Source organism: Psychrobacter sp. GW64-MNA-CIBAN-0177 (genome assembly GCF_040309585.1).
Classification (GTDB): Bacteria; Pseudomonadota; Gammaproteobacteria; order Pseudomonadales; family Moraxellaceae; genus Psychrobacter; species Psychrobacter okhotskensis.
This window is the reverse complement of sequence record NZ_JBEOOY010000519.1, coordinates 1-245: the sequence shown is the minus strand read 5'-3', so window position 1 is coordinate 245 and position 245 is coordinate 1. Positions and strand designations below refer to the sequence as shown.

Here is a 245-nt window from a genome sequence, read left to right as displayed (position 1 = left end):
ACTTGGTCATGAGCGTCTCAAACTCTTGTTGCTGCGTTTGCTTTAATTGCTGCATATCGAGGGCTTGTTGCACCTCTATTTGTTGCCATACTTGATACTGGACAATCAAACGACCGAGCGCTGGACTTTTTAACGTAAGCCGCGCCGCGATTTCAGGATGTTCAAAGAGCTGCGGCGTTAAGGTAGCGATATTAAGCAGTGTGTCGATGTCTTGCGCGCTTAATGCGGTTGCGGTAGGCTGATAC

General features: G+C 48.6%; 1 pseudogene. It reads right to left on the bottom strand.

Annotated features, from left to right (window positions below):
- Positions 1-245: pseudogene (locus tag AAEY79_RS16065) on the bottom strand (hypothetical protein); the annotation flags it as partial.